Origin of the sequence: Cerasicoccus arenae (assembly GCF_014651635.1) — a bacterium.
Taxonomy (GTDB): Bacteria; Verrucomicrobiota; Verrucomicrobiia; order Opitutales; family Cerasicoccaceae; genus Cerasicoccus; species Cerasicoccus arenae.
This window is the reverse complement of the sequence record NZ_BMXG01000019.1, coordinates 29,673-53,537: the sequence shown is the minus strand read 5'-3', so window position 1 is coordinate 53,537 and position 23,865 is coordinate 29,673. Positions and strand designations below refer to the sequence as shown.

General features: G+C 54.8%; 16 protein-coding genes. 5 read left to right on the top strand and 11 right to left on the bottom strand.

Features of this window, described 5'->3' with window-relative positions; genetic code table 11:
• Positions 1–36 precede the first annotated feature (36 nt).
• The 6 genes from IE065_RS13875 to IE065_RS13850 all read right to left on the bottom strand — a co-directional run bounded on the left by IE065_RS13875 (position 37) and on the right by IE065_RS13850 (position 8,215).
• Positions 37–987 (bottom strand): ribose-phosphate diphosphokinase, encoded by a 951-nt coding sequence (locus IE065_RS13875; protein WP_189516178.1) that lies wholly within the window; start codon positions 985–987, stop codon positions 37–39.
• A gap of 101 nt (positions 988–1,088) precedes the next feature.
• A complete protein-coding gene (gene lpxD, locus IE065_RS13870; protein ID WP_189516116.1) occupies positions 1,089–2,132 on the bottom strand; it encodes a UDP-3-O-(3-hydroxymyristoyl)glucosamine N-acyltransferase in 1,044 nt (347 codons plus the stop codon).
• 136 nt (positions 2,133–2,268) lie between these two features.
• Positions 2,269–2,814 (bottom strand): OmpH/Skp family outer membrane protein, encoded by a 546-nt coding sequence (locus tag IE065_RS13865; protein WP_189516115.1) that lies wholly within the window; start codon positions 2,812–2,814, stop codon positions 2,269–2,271.
• Positions 2,815–2,901: 87 nt separating this feature from the next.
• Positions 2,902–5,391 carry an outer membrane protein assembly factor BamA gene (gene bamA / locus IE065_RS13860; protein ID WP_189516113.1) on the bottom strand — a complete coding sequence of 830 codons (2,490 nt, stop codon included), beginning with the start codon at positions 5,389–5,391 and terminating at the stop codon, positions 2,902–2,904.
• Positions 5,363–6,772 carry a replicative DNA helicase gene (gene dnaB, locus IE065_RS13855; RefSeq protein ID WP_189516111.1) on the bottom strand — a complete coding sequence of 470 codons (1,410 nt, stop codon included), beginning with the start codon at positions 6,770–6,772 and terminating at the stop codon, positions 5,363–5,365. The genes bamA and dnaB overlap by 29 nt, the downstream gene beginning before the upstream one ends.
• 153 nt (positions 6,773–6,925) lie before the next feature.
• Positions 6,926–8,215, bottom strand: a complete 1,290-nt coding sequence (locus tag IE065_RS13850; RefSeq protein WP_189516109.1) for a 3-deoxy-D-manno-octulosonic acid transferase — start codon at positions 8,213–8,215, stop codon at positions 6,926–6,928.
• 108 nt (positions 8,216–8,323) lie between these two features.
• On the opposite strand from IE065_RS13850, the gene IE065_RS13845 reads away from it, so the two are divergent.
• From IE065_RS13845 to IE065_RS13830, 4 genes are read left to right on the top strand one after another with little or no spacing between them, the layout of a single operon-like run.
• Positions 8,324–11,170, top strand: coding sequence for a M16 family metallopeptidase (locus tag IE065_RS13845; protein ID WP_189516107.1), 2,847 nt, complete (start codon positions 8,324–8,326; stop codon positions 11,168–11,170).
• A 53-nt stretch (positions 11,171–11,223) separates the two neighbouring features.
• Complete coding sequence (locus tag IE065_RS13840; protein ID WP_189516105.1) at positions 11,224–13,242, top strand: heavy metal translocating P-type ATPase; 2,019 nt, start codon at positions 11,224–11,226, stop codon at positions 13,240–13,242.
• A 49-nt stretch (positions 13,243–13,291) separates the two neighbouring features.
• Positions 13,292–13,765 (top strand): hypothetical protein, encoded by a 474-nt coding sequence (locus IE065_RS13835; RefSeq protein ID WP_189516103.1) that lies wholly within the window; start codon positions 13,292–13,294, stop codon positions 13,763–13,765.
• Between the two features lie 51 nt (positions 13,766–13,816).
• Positions 13,817–15,187 (top strand): sulfatase family protein, encoded by a 1,371-nt coding sequence (locus IE065_RS13830; protein ID WP_189516101.1) that lies wholly within the window; start codon positions 13,817–13,819, stop codon positions 15,185–15,187.
• 58 nt (positions 15,188–15,245) lie between these two features.
• Here IE065_RS13830 and IE065_RS13825 read toward each other — a convergent pair whose 3' ends face one another.
• The 4 genes from IE065_RS13825 to IE065_RS13810 form a co-directional block, all read right to left on the bottom strand.
• A complete protein-coding gene (locus IE065_RS13825) occupies positions 15,246–16,055 on the bottom strand; it encodes an alpha/beta hydrolase (protein WP_189516099.1) in 810 nt (269 codons plus the stop codon).
• A 5-nt stretch (positions 16,056–16,060) separates the two neighbouring features.
• A complete protein-coding gene (locus tag IE065_RS13820; protein ID WP_189516097.1) occupies positions 16,061–17,056 on the bottom strand; it encodes a 3'(2'),5'-bisphosphate nucleotidase in 996 nt (331 codons plus the stop codon).
• Between the two features lie 112 nt (positions 17,057–17,168).
• On the bottom strand, positions 17,169–18,704 hold the full coding sequence (gene rny / locus IE065_RS13815) for a ribonuclease Y (RefSeq protein WP_267908215.1): 1,536 nt from the start codon (positions 18,702–18,704) through the stop codon (positions 17,169–17,171).
• Between the two features lie 147 nt (positions 18,705–18,851).
• Complete coding sequence (locus IE065_RS13810; RefSeq protein ID WP_189516093.1) at positions 18,852–20,414, bottom strand: TRM11 family SAM-dependent methyltransferase; 1,563 nt, start codon at positions 20,412–20,414, stop codon at positions 18,852–18,854.
• Positions 20,415–20,571: 157 nt separating this feature from the next.
• Between IE065_RS13810 and IE065_RS13805 the strand changes: the two genes are divergently transcribed.
• The gene (locus IE065_RS13805) at positions 20,572–22,977 is read left to right on the top strand and encodes a cation:proton antiporter (protein ID WP_189516091.1); all 2,406 of its coding nucleotides are present in this window, start codon (positions 20,572–20,574) and stop codon (positions 22,975–22,977) included.
• Positions 22,978–22,986: 9 nt separating this feature from the next.
• On the opposite strand, the gene IE065_RS13800 is transcribed toward IE065_RS13805, so the two are convergent.
• A complete protein-coding gene (locus IE065_RS13800; protein ID WP_189516089.1) occupies positions 22,987–23,742 on the bottom strand; it encodes a Nif3-like dinuclear metal center hexameric protein in 756 nt (251 codons plus the stop codon).
• Between the last annotated feature and the right edge of the window lie 123 nt (positions 23,743–23,865).

The window sequence follows — 23,865 nt, the reverse complement described above, 5'->3', positions numbered from 1 at the left end:
ATCTGCTCTGGCTGAAATCGGTGCTTCTGCTTTCGCTCAGAATCCCTTGATTTCAAACAGACCGGAGACGCTCTCGTTGGAGTGAATATGCATGATCGCCTTGCCGAGTAGCTCGGCTACAGAAAGTACGGTGATGGGCAAGCCACGTGGGTCAACTGGCGTGGTATTCGTGGTGATCAACTCGTCAATAACGCCCTTTTGGAGACGCTTGTAGCCCTTTTCATTGAGCACACCGTGGGTAACGGCTGCACGGACGCTTTTCGCACCGTTCTCCTTGAGGAGTTCGGCGGCGGCGGTCAGCGTGCCTGCGGTTTCAGTCATGTCGTCAATCAAGAGGACATCTTTGCCCTCGACATCGCCCACGAGATTGAACGCCTCGACTTCGGTGGCGCTAACCCGCTTTTTGGCGACGAATCCGAGAGGAGTTTTTAAAATTGCAGCGTAGGCAGCCGCCATCTTCATCCCGCCAACATCAGGCGAGTAAACGACAAGATCGCTCTCAAGCTTGAGTTTTTGGAGGTAGTCGGAGAAGACGGGTGAAGCGTAAAGATGATCGACTGGTAGGTCGAAGAAACCCTGAATTTGCTGGGCGTGCAGGTCCATCGTGAGGACACGATTAGCACCAGCGGCTGCGATCAGGTTGGCTACGAGCTTGGCAGTAATTGGCACGCGTGGCTGGTCCTTGCGGTCCTGGCGGGCGTAGCCGAAAAACGGTAGAACTACAGTGATGCGGTTGGCTGAGGCGCGGCGGGCGGCGTCGACCATGATCAGCAGTTCCATCAGGTGTTGGTTGGCCGGATTACAGGTAGGTTGAATCAGGAACACGTCGCGACCGCGAATGTTCTCATCAATGCGAACAAACGTTTCGCCATCTGGGAAGGCTTCCACGGTGGCCTCACCAAGTCGGCAGCCGAGATACTGGCAAATTTCTTTGGCTAGTTCGGGATTCGCGTTTCCGGTAAAGATTTTAAGTTCCTGTTCTTTCATGCGGGTGGTTTCCAAAGGGAAAAGTGGCGTGGCGGCGAGTGAATTCAACGTTTAGGTGACGTTTATGGTTATTTCGTGAAGTGAAATTCGATTACTTGGCCTCAATGAGCAGAAGGCAGCAGAGATTCCTCGATCTTCTCCAATCGCTTGAAAAGCTCAGGCAGACGTTTGGAAAGGATGTGGATACGATTAGCCAGAGAGGCCTCCAGTGCTGGGCTGCCACGATAGTATTTGCCTGGCTCGGTATCAAAATGAATGCCACCTTGAGCACCTACGATTGTGCCGGCGGCCAAGCGCAGATGTCCGGTGATGCCGGCTTGGCCAGCCACAACAACATGGTTTTCCAGCACCGTGCTGCCAGAGACGCCAGCTTGGGCAACGATTAGGCAATGAGGGCCAATGTGGACGTTGTGCGCGATCTGGACGAGGTTGTCGATCTTCGCGCCTTCGCCGATGCGAGTGCTGCTGAATCTAGCGCGGTCAATGGCGGTGTTGGCACCGATTTCCACGTCATTTTCGATTACGACATTGCCAATCTGTGGTACTTTTTCGTGGACGCCGCTAGGGCTTTCGTAGCCAAATCCGTCCGAGCCAATCACAGTCCCAGCATGGATGCGCACGCGGTCGCCGAGGATACAATCGGCATAAATAGTTACGTTGGGCCGTAGCCAGCAGCGTTCGCCCATAAGAACACCGCGACCGACAAAAACCTGGGCTTGCAGCCAACTGCGGTCGCCGATTTTCGCATCGGCTTCGATTACGCAGCCGGGGCCGATATGTGCCCCCAAACCGATTTCAGCCGTTTCGTGAATGACGGCGCTGGGGTGGATGTTGGCTTCGGGCCAAGGCCAGAGCTGAGACTCCAATTCCCCGCAGATACGGGCCAGGGCCAAGGATGGGTTTCCCACCCGGACAAAGCATTGGCCTGCCTTGGGTGTGCCTTGGTATTCGATTGGGACGAGGATAACGCTGGCGCGACTCTCCTTGACCTCAGGCGTGTATTTCTTGTTGCCGAGGAATGACAAATCGCCGGGTTCAGCGTCGCGCAGTGCGGCTATGCCAGTAATCATGCCTTCAAATGCGCCATCCAGTTGGTCGGCACCGCTGAGGCTTTGGATCTGCGAAAGGCGATAAGCGATCTGCATCGTCAGTTAGATTTTGCCGCAGCGCTCACGAACGCGAACATTTTATGAACGGAATGAGCGGTAAGTTGATAAAGGGGCGTTAAAAAACCCCGGAGGCGTTAACCTTCCGGGGCTGAAAATTGAATTTCTCTGTCGACTACGGTTTGGCGGCGTTGAGCTTGGTCAGAACGTCATCGGTGACATCCATGCTCTCTTTGGAGAATACAACGGCGAGGCCTTGCGTGTTGAGGACCAAATCAGCGCCCTTTTCCTCGGCGACTTCGGTCACGACTTCTTGGATATCAGACAGGTGCAGCTCGGTGATGGCCTGACGGCGCTGTTGAAGCTGGCGATCGGTCTTTTGGCGGAAGGCATTGACGTCACGCTCTTTTTGTTGGATGGCCTGGATTTGTGTCTGGGCTTCTTGGGCGATTTCGTCTTTGCGATCTTTGGAAATGGCCGGGCTGCCGGATTCCGCTTGTAGAGCCTGCAGCTTTTCGGTCATCGCCATGCCTTCTGTGATCATGGATTGGATTTCCTGCTGTGCGTTTTCAATCGAGCTTTGGAACTTGGCTTCAGCTTCCTTGGCCTTCCAGTAGCCGTCGTAAAGCTTGGCGACATTCACCGTCAGAATGACGGGAGTCTCCGCAAATGCCATGTTGATTGCGCTGAATGCGAGGAGGGTGATCAGGAGTTTTCTCATAGTTAGGATTTTGATGTGCTAAGGGCGTTTTGCTGATAAAACAATGACTGTAGGAGGTTCAAAGGCTGTGTCATGCTGACAGCCGGTTTAGAAAACCGTTCCGAACGAAAAGTTAAATACTGGGCCACTGCTTTCATTGAACTGGTCACTGTGGATTGGCCAAGCGAAGTCTAGATTTAGTGGTGAACCGAGTAGTAAGATGATCAGGCCAACGCCCACGTCGTCGTTCCAGCCGCCAGAAGTGCTGGTGATCGATGTGCGGTTGACGGGGATGATTTGGCGAGGGCGGACGGCAGCCAGAACGCCAGTGCCGGTGTCTGACGTTGGAATCCAGTTGCCAGCCGATTGGTTGACGAAACCGCCGTCATAGAAGAACTTCATGCCGAGCTGCTCCATGAAGCGGAAGATGTATTCCACCTGAACGAGACCCATGGTGTCGCCACCAAGTGCTTCGCCGGAGATCGGATCTTTCGGGCCAACTTCTCGGAAATTAAAGCCACGTAAAGTGTAAGGCCCACCGAGGAAATATTTGTCGAAGAAGGGCACGCCGTCCTCGTAGGTCTCAGGCAACCAAGCTCGTTGATTGAAGAAAACGCCCGTTTCGGTCTTGGTGGGGATGACCGTGCCAGTGCGCGCGTGGAGGCGGATGGTTTGGTCAAACAGATCGAAAGTGGGGATGTATTGGGTGGCACGCACTTCTTGGCGAATGTAGTCGGTGTTACCACCAATGCCGGTGCCCGCGAGCTCGGTAATGTATTCGAGACGGTTACCACTGGTAGTCCAGAGGAGATTGTTACGCGTATCGCGAAGGAGCTGGAAACCAAGCTTGGAAACGGTGCGGATGCCCTTTTCCTGTTGGATAACCGGCGAAGCGTAGGGGTCGACGTCTTTGATGTCGACCTGCTCAATTGTGTAGGACAAACGGCCTTCAACCAGTTCGAAGAGACGTTTGCGCAGATAAAGCTCCATGCCTGTGCGCAACTCATTGTAGGAGCTGGAGAGGTAATCGGACTCGGTGCGGTAAATTTCAAAACCAAAGGCAAGCTCGCGCTGGAAGACCCAAGGCTCTTCAAAGGACAGCAGGAATTCGCTGGACTGCACACCGATCGAGAAACGAAGGCGGAACTTCTGACCACCACCTTGGAACATTGAGCGGTAGTTGAAGATGTCGAAGTTACTTTGTGTTAATTCGGCAAAGGCGACCACGGACTCGATGGAGCTAAAGCCCGCACCGAAGGTTAGGTTACCCGTGCTGCCTTCCTTGACTGTTACACGCAGATTGCGGCGGTTGGGGAGGTTGCTCGCTTCAGGTGCCAGATTTACGGCCTCGAAAAAGCGGGTGTTTTCCAAGCGTGCCTGGCTGGCCTTCATGCGAACAAGGTCAAAGACATCGCCTGGTGCGAGCGCCAATTCGCGGATGATCACGCTGCTGCGTGTCTTGGTGTTGCCCTGCAGGGTGATGCTCTCTACGTAAAACTGTTCACCCTCGGTAACGACGAAGGTCAGGTCGATCTTTCCGGTATCTACGTTGGGCAAACGCTCAATGCGGATAAAGGTGTCGAGGTAGCCAATTTGGCCGTAGAAGTCTTTGAGAAGCTCGACATCTTCGTCGATTTTCTTGGGGGAGAAGACATCATCGGTCTGGGTGGCAAGAATGCTGACCAGTCTTTCGGTGGTGAACAGTTTGTTCCCTTCAAAGGTGATGTTGCCTACATAATAGCGACGGCCTTCGTGAATCGTAATGATAATATCAAGCTCGCCACTGGCTGGGTATTCCAGAACCACTTCGGATTCAGGGATTTCTACGTCGAGATAACCTTCGTTCTTATAGTAATCACGAATGATGTCCAAATCGCGTTGAAAGTCTTCTTCTTGCAAACGCCCGCCGCCGACAAGCCAAGACCAGAGCCAGAAATACTCGGTTGTGGTCATCATGTCACGTAGGGTGCTGGAGCTGAAGTTCTCGTTGCCCACGAACTCGATATTATCGATGTCCAAACGCTCGCCCTCATCGACAACGAAGATGACGACGGCGGTGCCGGTCGTGTCATTACGGTCGATGCGATAGCTGACCTTGGCATTGGTGTAGCCGTCTTTTTGCAGAAGATCGAAAATTTTCGTGGAGTCGCGTTTGACCTGCACTTCGTCCAGTGGCAGACCACTAGAGGTTTCGATTTCGTCTTCGAGGTCGTCTGCATCTGAGTCCACCAAGCCTTCGAAGGTGATACCGGTAATACGGTATTTGGGAACAACGACGAACGTCAGCTCAAAGTTACCGTTGGGGAGGGTCGTCCGGCGCGCTTCGATAAACTCGAAGAGTCCACTCTGATAAAGAGAGCGGACGGATTTATCGACCTGTGGCTCTTGATAAGGCAGGCCCACCCGTTGCTGGATGTGCGCCAGCACGTTTTGTTCGCTGACGTTTTTAAAGCCCTCGAATTGAATGTCTACTTTTTCAACAATTGGCGCATTAGCAGAGGCATCTTGCCCCCGCGCGAGCGGGCATTGCAGTATAAGAAAAAGCAGCAGTGATGCCTTAACGGTCCAGTCAAGCAGGTTGTGGCGTGTAGTTTTCAAAGCGCGTCAGGTTCTTCGTGAACATTAAAGGCACGGTTCCTACTGGCCCGTTACGTTGCTTGGCAATGATTAAATCGCGTGCAACCGCGTCACTGGCAAGGTCTTCCTGCTCGTCGAATTCCCGGGGCTTGGAAATGAGTAGCACTACGTCAGCGTCTTGCTCGATCGAGCCGGACTCGCGGAGGTCAGACATTCGAGGCTGTCTTTTTTCCTTTTCGCTCTCACGGTTGAGCTGCGCGAGCACGATTACCGGGATGCCTAATTCCTTGGCCATACCCTTCATGCCGCGCGAAATATCGGCAATTTGCTGTTCACGCGGGATGCTGTTATCGCCGGCCACGAGTTGCAAATAGTCCACTACGACCAAGCCAAGTGGCATCTGATTACTCAGGCGGCGGGCTTTGGCGCGGATTTCCAGAATTGTCAGGCCCGAGCTGTCATCGATAAAAAATGGTGCTGCTTTGACTTCTTGTGCCGCACGGACGAGGTCTTTTTGCTTTTCTTGCGGCAAAAAGCCTTCGCGCAACTTGGACATATTAACGCGTGCACGACTACACAGCAAGCGGACGGCGAGCTGTTCGGCAGGCATTTCCAGCGAAAACATTAGGGTCGGGGCTGCAGTTCCGGTACGGGGCATGATTGCGCCCTCGACCATATTCAAAGCCATCGAGGTTTTCCCCATGGACGGTCGGGCAGCGACAACAATCATTTCTGCCGGATGCCAGCCGGTTGTCATTTTATCCAGATCGACGAAACCTGTTGTGGTACCGGTAATTTCGCCCCGGTTCTCATACATCTGGTAGATCAAGCGCATGGCACCGTCGACGGTCTTGTCGATTTTTTGGGCCGAATCGCTGATGCGGTCTTCGCTAATCTTATAAATGCTTTGCTCTACTTCTTCAATGAACGCCGTAACATCGCCCGGATTCTCGTAAACGCCCTCGACGGTGCGGTTGGAGAAGCGGATCAGCTCACGCAGCAAATGGTATTCTTTGATGCGCTCGATGTAGTGGGGCATGTGCGCGGTGGTGCTGATTTGCCCCGTAATTTCAAATAAGTAGGCATCACCGCCAATTTCCTCGAATTTTTGTGTGCGGTTGAGTTCGTCACGGAGGATGAGTTCGTCAATCGGGGTCGACTCCTTGTAGAGCGCCGTCATCGCGTCAAAAATCATCTGATGCTTGGCGCTGTAAAAACACTCGGTACGCACCTTTTCCTGAATGCACTGCGCCATGGTATCGCTGCCGCCTTCCAGCAAAATACAGCCCAGCAACGCCTGCTCGAGGCGCAAATCATGCGGGATCAGACGATCTCCGGCATATGGTTCCAGATCATTTTTTTTCTTCTGAAACGGACGCTGTTTGTACTGAGTGTCGGCCATTGGACGATCATTGATATTTGGCCCCGTTCGTAAAGAAAAACGTTATTCCCAAAACCTTGTGAGTAACTCTGTGGGTTACGTTAATTCCGCTTTACGATACGCTTACACGATCCGTACCCCTGATTTTGTCGGGTTAATTCTCCTGAAGATTTTTTATTGAGCTTCCAGTTTCTGGGCCAGAGAGTTGACGATGCGCTGGGCGGCACCTTGGTTACGGGCGTGCCAGTTACGGGCGGCGCGGGCCAGCGAAAGGCGTTTGGCAGGATCGCGGAGGAGTTGAAGCAGCTTTTGCTCGGCGTCTGAGGCGTCGATTCCCCGCCAAGCGGCGTTTTCAGCTTCGAGGGATTGGCAGACTCGGCGGAAATTGCCCATGCCTGGGCCGTAAACGATTGGCAGGCCGAGAGCGGCAGCCTCAATTGGTGTTTGGCCTTCGGTGTGCGGCGGTAAGCTTTTGCCGACAAAGACCACGTCTGCGGCTTGGGTCAGCATCGCCAGTTCGCCGGTGGTGTCGCCCACGTAGACATCGAGCGGGGACGTCACCGCCTCGCCGGTACGGAAACTAAACCTGACTGCGTGGCGCTCTAGCTCGCGGCGGATTTCCTTGCGACGCTCGGCATGTCGCGGTGCGATGAGCAGACGGGCGTCGAGTCCTTCGCGTCGGGCTTCTTGCAGGACTTGGAGCAGGAATGCTTCCTCTCCAGGCCAGGTGGAGGAGCCGAGCAGGACGAGTGAGTTGTCGGCAAAGCCCATTTCCGCCCTTAGTCGGCTGCGAGCGGTCTCATCGAGGATTGGTTCCACGCGGACGTCGAACTTGACGTTCCCCGTGGTCTCCAATCGGTCCTTGGGCAGGCCGAGTTCGGCGAAACGCTGGGCGTCGATGGATGACGCGGCAAAAACGTGGCTGATTTTTCCGAAAAGCCATTTGGCCGAATTGCCAAATTTGCTGTAGCGCCGAAAGGAGCGGTCGGACATGCGGCCGTTGATCAGGATCACGGGTACATTGCGCTTGTTCGCTTGATGGAGATGCTCTGGCCAGATGTCACCTTCCATCAGCAGCGACAGGTCTGGATCGATACGATCCCACGTATTTGCACAAAAAGGTGCCCAGTCGAGTGGGAAAAGACCAGTCTTCAAGCAACAGCGGGTATAGTGTTCCTCGACGAGCGCATAGCCGGTGCTGGTAGTGGTCGTGAGCACGATTTCGACGTTTGATCGCGTTTGCAGCCCCTCCATGATGGGTTGCAGGGCACGGAGCTCACCCACACTGACGGCCTGTATCCAGATGCGTTTGACGCCCGTGCGGCGAGCGGGGGGGCGGTCCATCAGCCCAAAACGGTGATGCAGATCGCGCCCATAGCCACCCCGTTTCAGCATCCGGGAGCCGTAATAGGGCAACCCTAGCAACAGCATGAAGGGAAAGAGGATGCGATACAGGAGGATCATTGAAATTATAGCCTAAAGGGGAACTTGATAACGACTTACGCGTCAAAGGAAACACATCTTTTTGTCCTTGGCTTGTCTGCCATGGCTGTTCGTTAATGCCTCATGCTCATGAATTTTCTTCGATTTACTCCAATTTTCCCCGTTTTTACCGTATTGTTTTGCTCTTTGGCTGCGCCGGTTTTTGCAGATAAAACCGTGACTGCTAATGACTTGCCCGTTGATCCGGCAGTGGTTTTTGGTGAGTTGCCCAATGGCCTGCAATACGCGATTATGCCCAATGCTGAGCCGCCGGACCGTGTCAGCATGCGCTTGCTCGTCAAGGCAGGCTCACTGCAAGAGACCGAAAGCCAGCGCGGCGTGGCGCATTTCCTTGAACACATGGCCTTCAATGGTTCGGAGCATTACGCTCCCGGCTCACTGATCGAATATCTACAACGCCTTGGTATGAGCTTTGGGGCCGACACCAACGCCCACACCAGCTTCGACGAAACCGTTTACAAGCTCGAGCTTCCGGAAAAAACACCCGAGCTCTTTCACGAAGGGCTACAAGTGCTCCGCGATTACGCTGGTGGTCTTTTATTAAGGGAACAGGAAATCGATATGGAGCGCGGCGTTATCCTCAGCGAAAAGCGCGACCGGGATTCGGTGGACTACCGCACCTTCATTGCCTATTGGGAGTTTCTCTTTCCTGAGGCACTCATGCCGCAGCGTATGCCAATCGGCTTGGATGAGGTGATCACCAACGCGCCGCGCGCTGAATTCGTTTCTTTTTATGAGACTTGGTATCGGGCGGACAACATGGCCGTGGTGATTGTCGGTGAAGTGAACGTCGAGCAGGCAGTTAAGGCCATCACGGAAATGTTTGGCGATTTGCCCAAGGCGGAAACGCCGTTGCCAGTTGTTGACATGGGTAAATTGACGACGCCTGAGCTGGCCACAAGCTTGCATTCCGAACCCGAAGCATCGACCACCGAGGTGTCATTGATGACGCTGAGGCAGTTTCATGGCGAGCCGGATAGCCGTGAAGTGCGGGTAAGGGATATGATGACCACCGCTGCTAATCGTATGCTGACGCGCCGTTTGGAAAAACTGGCCAAGCAGGAAAATGCTTCATTCACCACCGGTAGTGCTTATTTTTGGGACTATCTTGATTTCTTTGAATTGGGCGGTGTGGATGTGACCTGCCAGCCTGACCAATGGCGGGATTCGGTCGCCATCATCGAGCAGGAACTTCGGCGCGCTCTGGAGCATGGTTTTTCTGAGGCCGAAGTAGCTGAAGTGAAGGCGAATATTCTCAATGATTATGAAGAAGCCGTGAAGGCCGCGCCAACTCGCAAGTCACGTGCCCTATCCGGGGGCATTGTCAGCAGCTTGTCACGGGAGAACGTCTTTACGTCGCCCCAAACCGATCTTTCCATAGCAGCTGAAGCGATGGACCAATTGACCCCTGAAAGTGCTCAAACTTCACTGGAAGAACTTTGGCGGGGGGGGGGGCGTTTCCTCTTTGTTAGTGGAAATTTAGAGCTGGAAAACGCTGAAACCGAGCTAGCTAAGGTCTATCAGACCAGTGCTGGGAAACTTGTTGAAGCCCCAGAGAAAGAGCGCGAACTCAAGTGGCCCTACACGGACTTCGGGCCGGTGGGAAAGATCGTCAAACAGAGCTACGTGAAGGATCTGGATATATGGCAGGTTCAGTTCGACAACAACGTGCGCCTTAATTTCAAGAAAACAGATTTCGAGGCCAATTCAGTCGGCGTGCTGGTACGTTTCGGGGGGGGGGGGCTTACAATGAAGCCCGAGCAGAAAGGTATCGCGGCGTTTGCTAATTTGGCCTTTTCAGCCGGTGGGCTGGAAGCGCTTTCAGTTGATGAAATGCAGCGTGTGCTTGCGGGGCAATCGGTCGGTGCTGTGTTCTCCGTGGGGGAGGATTCGTTTGAACTGGTGGGCGGCACGACACCCAAGGATTTTGAGCGTCAGCTGCAGCTAATGGCCGCCTATATCACTGCACCGGGCTACCGCGAAGAGGCTGCACGCCAAGCTCGTAAAGCCTATGAGGAGATGTCAATCGAAGTGAATCATACTGCAGAAGGCGTCTGGGGCAATCTGGTGATGAAGTATTTATCGGGAGATAATTATCATTTCGGATTTCCATCACAAGATGATTTTGAATCGCAAAACATGGATTCCTTGCGGGAGTGGCTGAAGTCTCCTTTGGCTGAAGATTATTTGGAGATCAATGTTGTTGGCGAAGTCGATTATGATACCGCGCTTGTTGCGGTGGCGGCGACGTTTGGTGCCTTGCCTGATCGCAAAACCGAGGCCGATAAGTATGAAGATGCGCGAAAAGGTGTGGTTTTTCCCAAGGCGACCGAGCAGCAGCTCTATACCTATGAGTCGGACATCCCGCGGGCAATGGCTGCGGTCTATTGGCCAACGACGGATTTTTGGGACATCAAGCGCACTCGCCGACTAAATGTGCTGGCCAGCGTATTCCGCGACCGTCTCCGTCTGGAAGTACGGGAAAAACTCGGTGAAGGTTATAGCCCCTATGCGCGCAACAGTTCGAGTGAAATCTACCCGGATTATGGCTATCTCTTCGGCTTGAATTTCGCCGATCCGGCCAAGGTCGAATCCGTTGTGGGTATTATTCGCGAGTTGGGCGTGGGCCTCGGCGAAGGAAATATAACGGACGACGAACTTGTGCGCACGGTGTTGCCTTTGCAGAAATACGTAGAGGAATACGTCCGCCAGAATAATTACTGGTTGAGCCGTGTCATGTCAGGTTCCACTATCTATCCACAGCAATTCGATTGGGCGCGCACGCTGGCGTCGGACTACAGCACGGTGACGTTGGACGAGGTCAACGAATTGGCGAAGCAATACCTAGGCGTTGGTCCTGGTTTGCCGATAATCATCAAGCCAGCTACTAACGCCTCGCCTGAATCGGCCGAATAGCCAAGACTTCTTGTCGCTTGCCATCCTGAGAAAAGGGAATTTCTTTTCTTTTGATGGCCGATGAATTGCCCAACGCGTGTTGCCACACCGACGCTTCTCCGGGAGTTACGACGGACGAGCGTGCTTGGACGATGACTTGGCTCAAAGTGGGAATTGCGGCCGTTATGGCTGGTCAGGGGATGATTTTTGGCCTTGGGTTAAACACAGCGGAGGTTCCTCTGACCCGCAGCCAGCCAATTTATTGGGTGCTGCATGGCGGGTTGCTGATTTCTGCCGTCGTTGTGCTAGCGCTGCTGGCTCCGCCACTGATCCGCAATGCATGGCAGGCTTTTCGTGAGCATCGTATCACCGTAGAGGCATTGTTCCTCATTAGTGCGTTGGGGGCGCTTGGGGCTTCATTGACCGCGACGCTGACCGGGCAGGGCGCTGTTTATTACGAAGTCGTGGCGATCGTGCTGGCGATTTACACCGTGGGCAAAACGCTGGGTGCTCGCTCACGAGAACGTGCTCTCGGTGCGGTGCGCGAATTGCGTGACGCCTTTGATTTCGCCTATTTGGAAACATGCTGCGGGCAGCGTCGACGTGTACCAGTTGATGAGCTTGCGCCCGATTCTGCCGTCTCCGTTGCACCAGGCGAACCGATCCCTGTTGACGGCGTAGTTCGCTCTGGTGTGGGTGACATCACCGATACGGCGATGACTGGTGAGCTGACGCCGACTCGCCGGCAGCCGGGTGACTCCGTTTGGGCCGGTTCGTATTCAGTGGATGGGACGTTCATCATCGAGCCCCGCGCCTTGATTGGGGAACGCCGCATTGACGCCATGCTGGAGGCTGTTGAGCAGGCGCGTTTACGTCCGTCGGAATTACAAGTTCAGGCAGATCGGCTGATGCGTTGGTTTGTGCCGAGCGTGATCGTGATTGCGGCAGTGACTTTCATTGGCTGGTCATTGGTCGTTCCTTGGACGACTGCGCTTTTCAATGCCATGGCGGTGCTACTCGTCGCTTGTCCCTGTGCGTTGGGCTTGGCCACACCGATTGCGGTCTGGAGCCAATTGCTTCAATTTGCGCGGTTGGGGTTGACTGTGCGCACTGGTGACTTTGGCGACCAATTGGCTCAAGCGGACCGTATCATTTTCGATAAGACTGGCACGCTCAGTTTTGAATCTTTGCAGGTGGAAGACATCGAAATTGCGCCCGCTTATATGGGCAACCAGAGTGAGCTATTGGCCGCTGTGCGTGTGGTGGAAAGCCTTAGCCCGCATCCGGTTGCGCGCGCGTTAGCCAAGATAGACGCGGACAATATCGATGTGGAGCCTTTGGCGATTACGCAGCATCCGGGTCGTGGGGTGGAGGCTGTCGTGCGCATGACTTCTGGCCGTGAAGCAGTGCTCCGCATTGGCGCACGGGATTTTATCGAGGAATCGCTAGGGGGGGGCGTGCTGATCCGTACCCGTGCGACAAGCAGCAAGCGCGAAGTACTCGTGGCGCTGGATGGCCATTGGGCAGCGGCATTTGACCTGCGCGAGCAGTTGCGGCCCGATATGGAAACCGCGCTGAAGGCTTTACAGACGCAGGGTGTTGCGGTGTCGATTCTCACTGGAGATCCCGAGCCTGCTCAAATGGATTTTGCAGGCATCACCGTGGAGGCTGGCTTGTCGCCGACTGATAAACTGGCACGTGTACGTGCGTATCAAGCGGCAGGTGAGCGCGTAGTGTTTGTGGGGGACGGACTTAACGATGCGGCAGCAATGAGCCATGCCCATGCTGCGATCGCGATGGGCCAGGGGGCTGATTTGAGCCGGGCAACATCCCCTGCGGTGCTGATGGGCGAGTCGCTGTTACCGATTGCCCGCGGCTTGGCTTTGTCACGTAAAGTGCGTCGTGCAGTGCAGGGTAATTTGATTTTTGCCGGGGCGTATAATTTGTTGGGAATGGGGTTGGCGGCAGGTGGCATCCTGCACCCGGTGGTGGCCGCGCTGCTTATGTTGGTGTCCAGCGTTGGGGTGTCAGTCCGGGCAGCGCGAAGTGCACGCAATGAGCCAATTTCTCCGCTTGGGCGGAACCAAGAATAGGCTTTTCGTGTCCTTAGTTCGCGGATAGGATTACCGGTTCCTTTTCATTATGAGCGAATTGCCAACCAATCCTGAAAATAAGACCGAGCCCATTGTAAAGCCAACGCCCGACCCGACGCCTTGGATTGGTGTCGACCTGGACGGTACTTTGGCAAAGTTTTCTGCATGGCGCGGTATTTCCCATATCGGCAAACCGATTCCCGAGATGATGGCGCGTGTCCGCCATTGGCGTGAAGAAGGCCGGAAGGTTAAGATTTTTACTGCCCGCGCTGCGCATGAGGAATACTTACCGCCGATCCGTAAATGGCTGAAAAAACAGAGGCTGGCAGATATGGAAATTACCAACGAACTCGACCCGTATGTGGTTGAGATCTGGGATGACCGAGCGATTCAGGTCATCACCAATAAAGGGCAGATTTTTCGGCATCCATCCGTTACGGCTCGGCCGAAGGCACCGTTATTGGAAGAAGCATTTCCACACGAGAATCGGCCCACGCTCAGCTACATGCAGGCCCGCGTCTAGCTGGAAAATCTACAGTTGAATTGGTGACAGATCGCGGTTTTTCTTATTGGAATGGCCTCAGAATACACCCGCCCGAACATTATTCTCATTAACTGCGACGATCTCGGCTACGGCGACCTCGGTTGCTACGGATCGACGGTTAATCGGACGCCTGCTCTGGATCGTATGGCTGCTGAGGGCGTGCGTTTTACGGATTTTTACATGGCCTCGCCAGTGTGCTCGCCTTCGCGCGGTGCCATGATGACGGGTTGCTATCCGCCACGGATTGGGTTTGGCACGTTTAATGGTCGATGGGTGCTGCATCCTGGGCATGAAGTTGGCCTGAATCCCGACGAGACAACCATTGCCAAGCTGCTTCAGCAGGAGGGTTATGCGTCGAAGCTCGTTGGCAAATGGCATTGTGGCGATCAGCCCGAGTTTTTACCAACCTCGCATGGCTTCGACAGCTACTTTGGGATCCCCTACAGTAACGACATGGGGCGGCAAAAGGAAGACGATGTGAACCCGCCCCTCCCATTGCTGAGGGATAAATCAGTAATTCAGGAGCAGCCTGACCAAGCTGGGATTACCGAGCGTTACGTGGAGGATTGCGTTCAGTTTATGCGGGAGAAAAAGGATCAACCATTTTTCCTCTATTTGGCGCACATGTATGTGCACGTGCCGATCTATGCTCCGGCATCGTTCATGAAAAAATCGCTGAATGGGCGTTATGGTGCCGGTGTGGAAATGGTCGATTGGGCTACGGAAGTCTTGCTGGACGAATTGAAGCAGTTGGGCATTGATGACAACACGCTGGTCATCTTCACGAGTGACAATGGCTCCCGCGCACGCGGTGAAGGGGGGAGTAATGGGCCTCTGCGCGGCCACAAGGCGCAGACTTGGGAGGGCGGTCAGCGTGTGCCTTGCATCATGCGTTGGCCCAAGGGAATCCCTGCCGGATTAACCAGCGATGCGCTTTGCAGTGCGATGGATTTCTATCCGACGTTGGCAACGCTTGGTGACGCAAAACTGCCAACAGATCGCATTATCGATGGCAAGGACATTGCGCCACTCATGACGCAAACCGGAGCTGAATCGCCGCATGAGGCCTTCTTCTATTACTTCAAGAATGATCTGGAGGCTGTTCGCGATAACGAGTGGAAGCTGCACGTGTTTAGAGAAGGAGAAGCAGTCGATGAGCTTTATAATTTGCGCGAAGACATCGGGGAATCAAAGAATGTCTTTGCAAAGCATCCAGAGGTCGTTGCCCGCTTAATGAAGCTGGTCGATGCCTGTCGCGCGGATATCGGCGATTCTGCTGTTGGCATCACGGGACAAAATAACCGCCCCATCGGTCGCATTGAAAACGCTGACACGCTTACGCACTACGACCCGACTCACCCGTATATCATTGCTCTGTACGACCTACAGGATCGAGGTTGATTGCAGGATGCGGATATAGGCTGCCAGCTCGCTAATCGATTGAGGGGGGGGCTTGCTCTCACGTCCGATTCTTGAGCCATTCAATCAGCGCGGGTCCCCAAGGGTGATTTTGCGCGAGGCCGATGCCGTGGCCGTGTTTTTCGTAAATGTGTAGTTCCGCCGGGACGTTGTGACGGCGGAGGGCCTGATAAAAGACAATGCTGTGCTCTGGGACAACGCTCTTGTCTTCGCTGGTGTGGATCAACAGGCAGGGGGGAGTGTTGGCGTTGACGTGACGCTCGGGCGATAGCTGGGCGACGAGCTCCATGTCATCGGCTTTCTCGCCCAGAAGATTTTGTCGCGAGCCAAGGTGGGCATACGGTTCGAAAATACTCACCACGGCGTAAATGGGCACGGCAAAGTCGGGACGGCAGTCAAGGGCGTCGATTTCGTCGCCAGGTAAGCCTTCGGTGAGGGGGGGGAGGGTGGCGGCGCAAGCCGTCAGGTGCCCACCAGCGGAAAAGCCGAGAATGCCGACCTTGGAGGGGTCCAATTCCCACTCGGTTGCGTGATGGCGCATCAGGCGGATGGCGCGTTGGGCGTCTAGCAATGGCACTGGGTGACGGTAGGGCGCATGCCGGTATTCCAGCACTGCCGCGGCAGTGCCATGGCTGCTGATGTAGCGTGCGACACGGTGGCCCTCGTGAGCGATTGCAAGATGGGCGTAGCCGCCACCCGGACACACGACAATGGATTGGCCGGTGCGGTGTTCAGGGCTGGGCAGGTAAATCGTCAACCGTGGGAGGCCCGGGAGGGCATCATCCGCGAACGGCGTTCCGTTTTCCCAGAGACGTATTGTGACGGGCAGGCCCGTGTGAAGAGCGTCCATAGATTTTATCGTGGAAGGTATTCGTTTTTGGTTTCAGCAATTGCTTGGAGCACTGCGTCGTGGACATGCAGGTTGCTCGCTACAACGCCGGAGTTGGCGCTCAGCGTCTGACCTTTGGCAAAGTCTAATGGAGCACCATTCATGTCGGTGACACGGCCACCCGCTTCGACAACGGCTAGCATGCCCGCCGCATGGTCCCAGATTTTTTCCTGATAACCGGGACGGGTGGGGAGGCGTAGATAAATGGAGGCATCGCCACGGGCTACGGCGGCATACTTGCACTGGCTGTCCATGCGGATGGATTGCGTTTTGACACCGAGTTTTTCGGCGATGGCGGCTGCCCAATCGTGCTTGGAGTGCCCGCTTTCGACTGACTCACAGATGGTGGATAAGGCCGGGTTGAAATTGTCATCCACAACGGCTCCTGAGAGCATGTGGCCCTGCATATCGTAGATTTCGGTACCGTGGTGCAGTTGAGAAACGAGCAGACAGCCAGCGCCGCCATGGGGGAGGTCTAGGTTGTGGGGGAGTGCCGGACAACCTAGCACGCTCAATACGACTTCGCCGTTTTCAATGAGAGCGAGCGCGACAGCGTATTGATCTTGGCGGAGAAACCCCTTGGTGCCGTCAATGGGGTCCAGCGTCCAAAAACGGCCTTCAATGCCGCCGTAGTTACCACGATCAATCGCAGTGATGACGCTATGTTCCGTGGCGTCTGGGTCGATGGTCTGCACTTCAGTGATGATGCGCTGACGTAGATCAGTTGCACCAGTAAGCTCGGCGGCATCCTCCTCAGCGACAGCAGGATCGTTAGGAAAGGCTTTAGCTAAGTGGGAAAGAATAACTGCCTGCGAACCGTAGTCAGCAATGGTGACGGGAGAGCGGTCTTCCTTTTCTTTGTGGTCTCCGGCGTTCAGGCGCTGGCGGACATTTTCACAGAGTTTACTGGCGGCAATAACCGCTTCGATGGCAGCAGCCTTTTCGTTATTCCAAATTTTCATAGCGAGCAGTTTAAACGGGAATGCTTAAGAATTAATCCCAGAATGAAAAACCCAAAAGGTGGCGAGCGGAATCCTAAATTCCTCATTTCGTGCCGGCCGAGGCCTTTGTGCCCTATTTGGCGGTCTCAACGAAACGTTTCTCGCGAATGACCGTGACTTTGATTGTGCCGGGATAATTTAGCTCCTCTTCGATGCGTCGGCGGACGGTCCGAGCCAAGTGGCGGGCCTCTTGGTCGTCCATTCGGTTGGGTTCGACAATGATGCGGATTTCCTTGCCAGCCTGAACGGCATAAACCTCGCTGACACCATCCATGTCGCGCGCAAGGTCTTCCAAGCTACGGACGCGCTGTAAGTAGCCTTCCAGAGCATTGGCGCGGGCACCGGGACGACTTGCTGAGAGGGAGTCTGCCACGCGAAGCAGCCCAGCGTAAACGCTTGAAGGAGCCACTTCGTCGTGTGAGGCAGCCACTGCATTGACCACACGTTCGTCTTCGCCATAACGCTTGAGCAGCATGGCGGCGCTGGAGGCGTGGCTGCCTTCGTAGTCGTGGTCAATTGCTTTGCCGAGGTCGTGGAATAGCCCGCAGCGTTTGGCCAGATCGGGATCGAGTCCCAGCTCTGATGCGAGCAAGGAGCAGAAATACGCCACCTCGATCGAGTGCTCCAATGTATTTTGGTTGTTCGAAAGGCGGTAATGCAGCTTACCCAGCAAGGAAACGATTTCAGGATGAACGCCGTGCAGGCGAAGCTTGAGCAATGAGCGTTCGCCAAGCTCGATCACGCTGTCTTTTAGCTCGTCGCGGACTTGTGTAACCGTCTCTTCAATCGAAACTGGGTGGATACGGCCGTCCTTGATCAGGCGTTCTAGCGCAATGCGGGCGATTTCGCGGCGGACAGGGTCAAATGACGAAACGAGCATGGAGCCGGGTGTTTCGTCAATCATCAGGGTGACGCCGGTTGCGGATTCGATGGCGCGAATGTTACGGCCTTCGCGCCCAATCAAGCGGCCCTTCATGTCCTCGTTGGGGATTTGAACGAGGGTGGCGCTGATTTCATTGGGAGGGGTCGCGGTGATGCGCTGCATCGTGTCGATCAGGATGCGCTGGGCCTCATGGCGGTACATCTGTTCGCTTTCCAATAGGACCTCGCGCTTGATTTCCTTAACGAGCTCGTCTTCGCTGGTGCGGAGTTCTTCACGCCAAGCTTCAATGGCTTCTTGGGACGTCCAATTATTGATTTTACGCAGGCGATGGCGATAGGCATCACGGTAGCGTTTGACGCGTCTCATTTCCTCGGCAAGGCGCTTGGCGGAGAGGGCTTGATGTTCCTCTCGGGTGATAATTCGAGCCTCTTTTTCGTTGAGGTTGTTGTCGCGATCTCGCTGATCGTTCTCACGCTGGCGCAGGTGTTCTTCTCGCTCTAGAATTTCTTTTTCGAGTTCCTTACGGCGCTCTTGCTGCTGTTCGAGCAGCTCCAGCTTAGTCAGACGGGTGGATTCGTCGGCGGAGCGTTCTGTAGCTTCTAACTGCTTCGCATGCTGGGCAGTTTTTTGCTTCAGTTTCTGAGCGAAGAGGGCTGCAATTAGGGCACCACTCATCAGCGCTCCTATTAGGAGCGTTATTAGATTTTGCCAAGTTAGGTCTAACATGCGAGGTTTGCGCACAAACCTGCGAGGATGGGATTTGCAACGGGGTAAATGTAAGGTGTAACAGATTTTTAGTGATGGCAAGCCCGATTCCGAGTCCACGTTCTCAAACAGTCAATTGGCAGAATGAGCGTCGCGGTCGCTGTCGGTTCAGCGCTCTATTCGTTCGTGTTTTTCCAACCAGCCGTGGAAGCCTCCCATGTCGACTTGAGTGCGGAGCGTACTGCGAAAGTCTCTTGGATCTGGTCGATTCTTAACCGGATTGACCAGCACGAGGGAGCCACCGGGTCGGAGGGTCTTGGCAGCGGCAGCAAAGAGTTCCTCTATCAATTGGCCTAGGTCTTCGATTGGTACGCGGCGCCCCATGGGCGGATTCGAGATGATCGCATCCACTTGACCTGTGGGGATGACGCCCTTGCTGACTGAATCGCGAAAATCTGACTCGATCCAGGTCGCTTGATCCGCCGAAAATCCTGCTTGAGCCCAGTTGCCCTTGGCGATTTCGAGAGCTTCCGGACTTATGTCCGTACCTAGGCATTGGCTGAGATTGGCGCTTAGCCGGGCTTCGACCAACTCGGAGCCAGTGCCGCAAAAGGGGTCCCAGACGACTTGGCCATCTTGGATGTTTGCCAGACGGACGATGGTGGCGGCGAGCGGCGGGTGTGATGCCGCAGGGATGTCTCCGCGTCGATATTGGAAGCGCGGATCGCTGGTACCATGTGGGCTTAACTCTAGAAGTAGGCCCTTGCGGCTCTCACTGGCTTGGATGGTCCAAGGTGCTTGGCGACTATCGTTGAGCAGTTTTGGTTCGCGGGCGTAAACGAGATCGCTGATCTCAATGACGTCATGATTTTGACGTTTGCGCGTGTCAAAATGGAGTCGGTAGCGTAGTGCGCCATTAGTAAAGGCAGACATGAGGGCGACCGTGGCTGGTGCGGCGATGAGTGCGGCAATTTTCTCCAATCGAACCTTTACTGATGTTTCATCTACGCGTCCGAGAATGAAGCCCAATGTGTCGAAGCAACGTAATTGATAGAGTAAGCCTAAGCTAAGGGGGGCCTTGCCTCGGAGGTAAATGACGCCACGCGCGGTTTTGTCCAATTTGAGGGCGGCTGAGATCTCACGATGGGCGCGGATCTCGTCTTCAAGCACTTGTTCAAGTCCGGGACGGCAACGCAGGGCGACGAAGACCTCTTCGGCTGGCGTGTAGGTTTGTTCAATGTCAATCGCCCCGGCGTCGGCGCGGACGAGTTTGGCGCTGAGCTTTTGCTCAACGACGCGTTGGGCAAAATCAGCTTTATCCCCGGCGAGTTGCTCCAGCGTGGCTTGGCCACCGATTTTTTGTAGCGTTTCGAGGATTTCTGCACGCTCTCGTTCGTTCACTCCGCGTTCCATGAGCGCAAGTAAGGCCTGCTCTTCTTCGGAGCCGGCATCGAGGCGAGGAAGGGCGTTCATGGCATAGCGGCGCACGGTTTCCAGTGAGTCGTTTAGCCGAGAAACAGCCCATTCGCGTGCACGAGCCTTGTCTTCCGTGTTCCCTTGCTGGCCGATGACCACGCCAATTGCGCGGATCAGGGCGACATTGCCTTGGCGCTCGGCATCAGGTGCAGCGGCATAAGGCCCAGCCATTTCCCATAGCGGTGCTACGCTGAGTTGGCTGAGTTCGCGGAATTGTTCTTTTTGCCGATGTTTCTTCTTTTTGGGCACCTTCATGAATCACATCTATTGCGACGTGTTTGCCTCGCGAAGGCAATTGATTTGATTGCCCAATTTTATTGAGAGCCACTGTCGCAAACAAAATAACGGCTTATCAACGCCAACGACAAATATTCATTGCTTGGCGAAACGGTAGACTCCATCTTTGGCGATAGTGGACGAGACTTCTATCATGCAGGATTTGACCTTGGTGGTCGCCGCCGCCGCTTTGGTGACGGTGATTTTTCACCTATTGCGCCTGCCGGTGATCCTTGGCTATCTGTTGGCAGGGTTGATGATTGGGCCTTATCTGCCCGAATTGCCTAACCTGAAGGACGCTTCGACGATTAATCAGCTAAGCGAGTTGGGCATCGTTTTTCTGATGTTTACGATTGGGCTGGGCTTTGACCTGACGCGGGTGAAGCGTGTCTTCTGGCCGGCACTGCTGGCAGTCTCGATGCAGACGGCGCTGGTGTTTTTCATTGGTATGCTGTGTGCGCCGCTCGTTGGCTATTCGTCCATGGAGGGCATTTTCCTCGGCGCGGTGCTAACCAATTCCGCGTCGATGGTCTGTATTCGACTGCTGCGGGACAAGGGGCGTCTGAACAGTGTGGAGGCTCAACTTGCCGTTGGGATTTTGGTCTTTGAGGATATCGTGGCCGTGCTGCTTTTGGTTATCTTGGGCGGCGTATCCGTTTCTGGCCATATCGACGTGGACAAGGTACCGCTGACGATCCTTTTCATCGCGATGTTTGTGGTCGGAGTGTATTATTTCGGTCGTGTGTTCGCGGCTAGGTTGACGAAATTCTTGAAGCGTGCAGGGAGTGTGGAGTTGATAACGCTGGTATCCGTCGCCGTGGTGCTGGTGGTGGGCTGGATCGCAAATTTTCTACACCTTTCGGTGGCCTTGGGTTCATTTTTGGCTGGAGCTATTTTAGCCCAAACAGCCTTGTCCAAAGAGATCGAACGGGTAACCGAGCCGCTCCGTGACCTGTTTTGCGCTGTCTTCTTTGTGTCGATTGGTATGCTGATCAACCCGATTTGGATCTGGGATAACCTGATCGCAGTGCTGGGTATCGCCGCGTTGGTCATCGTGGGCAAGCTGGCTGCTTGCTGGCTGGGCTTTTTCTTGGGGGGGGCTACGCCAGAGGTTGGCTTTCGTGCGGCCCTGCCAAAGGCAAGCGTCGGTGAGTTTGGCTTCATTCTCGCGGCAATGGGCTATGGTTTGGGCATTACAGGAGAGGGGCTCACGAGCATGACAGTCGGTCTGGCGATCGTTACCTATCTGGTGATGCCGATCATTAACGCCAAGCCTGAGCGCCTTTACGCCAGCTTGGCGGACCGTTGCCCTGACGTATTGAAACGCGCTACGCGTATTTATGGCGGAATGCTTGATGCTGTCGGGCGCTTCATTGGGCGCAGTGCGTTCGCTCGTCTGGCAAGGCGACCGTTGATGCACGTCGTGTTGTATTTTCTGGTGCTGAATTGCATCGTGGCGATGGCCTACATTGGCTCACAGTTGCTGGAGAACTGGTCGGAAATCCGGGGCTTTGAAGACGTGACGCAGCTTGGCGTATGGATTATTGCCGCTGGCCTTTGCCTGCCGTTTTTAACCGCAATTTTGCGTAATCTGGACGCCCTCATTTTTTTGGTGACGGACGCGGTGATCGGCGAATCCCGCGATCGCCAATTCCTGACGGGCGGCATGAAGAACCTTTTCCACACGCTGCTCTTGTGCTTGGTGCTGGTGTTATTTGGCGGGTTGTATCTCTCGGCGGCGTCGGCATTTTTCCCGAGCGGCATTACGCTGTTCGTCTTCCTCATCCTGTGTTGCGTGGCGTTGGCGTTGTTCTGGCGCTCGATTAATAAGGTCAACAGCCGGATCGAATTTCTCTTTTACCAAAGCTTTCAGCAGCACTCTCGCGAGAGTGACGAGCAGGCCCGCGAAACCGCGCTACGCGAAATAGCTGGGCGTAATGCCTGGGACGCCCAAGTTAAGGAGCATGTGGTTGGGCCAGATTCCGTGGCCTGTGGGCGCGAATTAACCGAGCTCAAACTGCGTTCCGAAACTGGCGCTCAGGTAATCGCGATTTCTCGGGGTGGAACGACGCGCTTTGATCCCTCGCCACACCTACCACTATTCCCCGGCGATAACGTTATTCTCTACGGGCAGGAAAAGCAGGTCGAGGCCGCTGTCCGCATGCTTGAGACCAAGCGCCGTGAAGAAGAAAACACGGATTCGGACGACCAGGCTTTCCAGATCGAAAAGGCTTACATCGGTGGTCAGTCGGATTTAGTCGGGCGCACACTGGCCAGCTCGAATATTCGCAAAACGCATAATATCACCGTGCTCGGCATTCAGCGAGGCAAACGGCGCATTGTCTCCCCCCCCGCAGACGAACTTATCCAAGCAGGAGACCTACTTTTAATTGCAGGACGTAGCGCTGCGGTGGAGGCTTTTATCGCAGCGCATCAAGTGGACGATGCCGGGGAGCTAGAACCGGTCGCCGATGCCCAACAAGCCGCGGAAAAACCAGAGGCCGAACAGCACAATTCCGAAGAAGCGAAAAGCGGAGAGTAGGCTCCGCTCTTATAAGGGGCAGCCGGTGTCGATAAATTCCCACTGAAGATTGAATTTATCGGCGACATCTTCGGCTAAAGCGCATACGCCAAAAGTCTCCGTTGCGTAGTGACCGCCGAGGTAGAGATTGATCTCCAGTTCTTGCGCAATGTTGAAGTGCTCCTGCTTCAGTTCGCCCGTGATAAAGGTGTCAATACCGCGCTCGCGTAGCTCGGGGATGGCGGAGCGCCCGCTGCCAGTCAGAATGCCTATGCGTTTGGTGTTCTGTGGTCCTGCCTCGATGCAGATCAGTGTCTCGGGGAACAGCCCTTTCAGTCGTTCGCGCAGATGGGCGCGGTCTTCGATGGCAGGAGCCGTCACGGCGATGTCGTGCTTCTCGTAACGGACGAATCCGCCGTCGACGTTGAGACCAAGTTTGCGGGCAAGGATGGCGTTGTTGCCGATTTGCGGATGGCAGTCCAGTGGCAGATGCGAGCCATAGACGGCCAAGTTGTTTGCAAAAAGCGTTAGTAGCTTTTTGCGATGGACGCCAGTAAACGCCGTAGGCGGATTCCAGAACATGCCGTGGTGAACGATGAGGAAATCTATTCCCCGTTCGGCTGCCAAGGTAAAGGGCACAAGTCCTGCGTCCACCGCTGCGCCGATTTTGGTCACGTCACCGTGATTCTCAAACTGTAAGCCATTGTGGGCACCAGGGAAATCAGCAATTTCCTCGCGATGCGTTCGCTGGTCGCAGTATTCGACGATGTCTTTCAGTCTAGCCATGGCTCGCAGAAAATAGCGGAAGGATTGTAGTTAAAAGGCTAAAATCTTACAAATGACATCATTACCCGCCGTTCTTCGACTCTTACTTTGGATGGATAGGGGCGTCTAGGGCTTGCCCTTTAT

Bases quoted from the DNA above. Each gene is read 5' to 3' on its own strand.
- IE065_RS13845 (WP_189516107.1), top strand. From the start codon at position 8,324: ATGAATTTTCTTCGATTTACTCCAATTTTCCCCGTTTTTACCGTATTG.
- IE065_RS13820 (WP_189516097.1), bottom strand. From the start codon at position 17,056: ATGAAAATTTGGAATAACGAAAAGGCTGCTGCCATCGAAGCGGTTATT.
- IE065_RS13835 (WP_189516103.1), top strand. From the start codon at position 13,292: ATGAGCGAATTGCCAACCAATCCTGAAAATAAGACCGAGCCCATTGTA.
- IE065_RS13825 (WP_189516099.1), bottom strand. From the start codon at position 16,055: ATGGACGCTCTTCACACGGGCCTGCCCGTCACAATACGTCTCTGGGAA.
- IE065_RS13865 (WP_189516115.1), bottom strand. From the start codon at position 2,814: ATGAGAAAACTCCTGATCACCCTCCTCGCATTCAGCGCAATCAACATG.
- lpxD (WP_189516116.1), bottom strand. From the start codon at position 2,132: ATGCAGATCGCTTATCGCCTTTCGCAGATCCAAAGCCTCAGCGGTGCC.
- IE065_RS13800 (WP_189516089.1), bottom strand. From the start codon at position 23,742: ATGGCTAGACTGAAAGACATCGTCGAATACTGCGACCAGCGAACGCAT.
- rny (WP_267908215.1), bottom strand. From the start codon at position 18,704: ATGTTAGACCTAACTTGGCAAAATCTAATAACGCTCCTAATAGGAGCG.
- IE065_RS13850 (WP_189516109.1), bottom strand. From the start codon at position 8,215: ATGATCCTCCTGTATCGCATCCTCTTTCCCTTCATGCTGTTGCTAGGG.
- IE065_RS13840 (WP_189516105.1), top strand. From the start codon at position 11,224: ATGGCCGATGAATTGCCCAACGCGTGTTGCCACACCGACGCTTCTCCG.
- dnaB (WP_189516111.1), bottom strand. From the start codon at position 6,772: ATGGCCGACACTCAGTACAAACAGCGTCCGTTTCAGAAGAAAAAAAAT.
- IE065_RS13810 (WP_189516093.1), bottom strand. From the start codon at position 20,414: ATGAAGGTGCCCAAAAAGAAGAAACATCGGCAAAAAGAACAATTCCGC.
- IE065_RS13830 (WP_189516101.1), top strand. From the start codon at position 13,817: ATGGCCTCAGAATACACCCGCCCGAACATTATTCTCATTAACTGCGAC.
- IE065_RS13875 (WP_189516178.1), bottom strand. From the start codon at position 987: ATGAAAGAACAGGAACTTAAAATCTTTACCGGAAACGCGAATCCCGAA.